Source organism: Leptospira selangorensis (genome assembly GCF_004769405.1).
GTDB classification, from domain to species: Bacteria; Spirochaetota; Leptospiria; order Leptospirales; family Leptospiraceae; genus Leptospira_B; species Leptospira_B selangorensis.
On the sequence record NZ_RQES01000002.1, the window covers coordinates 1 to 1599 of the forward strand.

Sequence of the window (1599 nt, forward strand, 5' to 3'; positions counted from 1 at the left end):
AAAGCTTTCAAATTAATGAAAACTTATAAGGGAGATGAGCATGAAACTTAAAACTAAAGACTTTGATTCGCTTTTGAATAGAGAACTAAAGAATAAAGATTTTAAGAAAGAATACGATGCTCTTTCCAATGAATTCACTCTTGCCAAAGAAATTATTAAACTTCGTAAGAAACGGAATTTAACTCAAAAAGATTTAGCAGAAAAGATAGGGACTTCTCAGCCAGCAATTGCAAGAATTGAGTCTGGAAATTATAGGAATTTATCTCTTTCTTTTATTAATCGTCTTGCTAAAGCATTAGATGCAGAACCTGTTATTCATTTAAAGAGTAAAGGCGCTTAGTTTAACCAGCCACTTCGCATAACTGTCGGCTTATCGCTGCGCTTCGAGATTGCTTCGCAACTCTTGCTTGGGCTACGCCACATTTTGCTTTGTCACTCATCTTGCGTGGCAAGCTTCGTGCCAAGTGCTTTGCACTCGCAAAACGTCGATAACCCTTGGTCGTTAGACGCAATAGCAAAAATATGAAATATTTACAAAAATTTATATTAGTTATATTCATAGCGACCTCACTAGTCTCTTGCTATAATTTTCGTATGACGAGCGCAGTCAGAAGATCTATTACTCAACCTGAAAATGAATATAGAATTAGCAATTTTATTTCGCTAAAGCAATCTGCAAAAAATGTATTGATAGTTGAAGTAGATATTGAAAAGGATTCGAAACAGATCAAAAACGTTTGTGGGGTTATTAAGATTCCTCCGGGAAAGGTTGAATTTAGCAATTATCCATGGTCGACTAATATAATTTTTTCAGAATGTGATACTATGCTTAAAGGGAAGATTATTACATTAAAAGAAATAAGCCAACGAATTTGGAACAAAAATAGAGTTGAGTCTTTCAATATAAGCATAGAAATTCCAATGCTCGTAAATGAAGAAATTAAATATAAATATTTTGAGATGCAAAGTGTCACGTTGGATGATATAAATTCGCACATCAGTATTCGAGATATATCTTTGAGTAAGCACAAGAAAGCAAATATTGTCTGGTACCCTTTTGCTTTTTCATATGATTTACTATCTGGAACACTTCATACAATTGGAGCGCCATTTGGTATGGCTTGTCTGTATGGAGTGGGAAATAATAATACTTTTATATTTTTTGCGAGCTTGCCTTTTTGCGGTATATATAAAGTATTTAGTTTTCTTGACGAGATAGATTTATAGAAACATTGAATTGCGGGCTTTAGCAAGGCGATTTTGTTAACAAGCTACTGCGTCTAACTATCGGCTCTGACGCAGCGCTTCGAGATGCTTCGCACTCTCGCTTGGCCTTCGGCACATTTCGCTTTGTCACTCGTCTTGCAGGGCAAGTCTCGCGCCAAGTCCTTGCGGACTCGCGAAACGTCGTCAAGCCTTGGTCGTTAGCCGAACAGTTTGGCTAAATTTATCTTTTAAAGTAAAAAGATTGACGTCGTAACCTACTGGGTTACGCTGTGTCTATTGATAATTTCTTTTAAACATAAGGGCCTTGAACATTTTTTTGAAACAGGCAGTAAGAAAGGAATACAAGCAGATCACGCTAGTAAATTAGCAAGG

General features: G+C 36.2%; 2 protein-coding genes. Both read left to right on the forward strand.

The genetic code is table 11. The features are described from left to right. Positions 1–40 precede the first annotated feature (40 nt). Complete coding sequence (locus EHO58_RS01470; protein WP_135678192.1) at positions 41–340, forward strand: helix-turn-helix domain-containing protein; 300 nt, start codon at positions 41–43, stop codon at positions 338–340. 254 nt (positions 341–594) lie between these two features. Then, positions 595–1227, forward strand: coding sequence for a hypothetical protein (locus EHO58_RS01475; RefSeq protein ID WP_135678194.1), 633 nt, complete (start codon positions 595–597; stop codon positions 1225–1227). Positions 1228–1599: the final 372 nt, after the last annotated feature.

What these genes read in the sequence shown, in the direction of transcription:
- EHO58_RS01470 (WP_135678192.1), top strand. Translation starts at nt 41, where the DNA reads ATGAAACTTAAAACTAAAGACTTTGATTCGCTTTTGAATAGAGAACTA.
- EHO58_RS01475 (WP_135678194.1), top strand. Translation starts at nt 595, where the DNA reads ATGACGAGCGCAGTCAGAAGATCTATTACTCAACCTGAAAATGAATAT.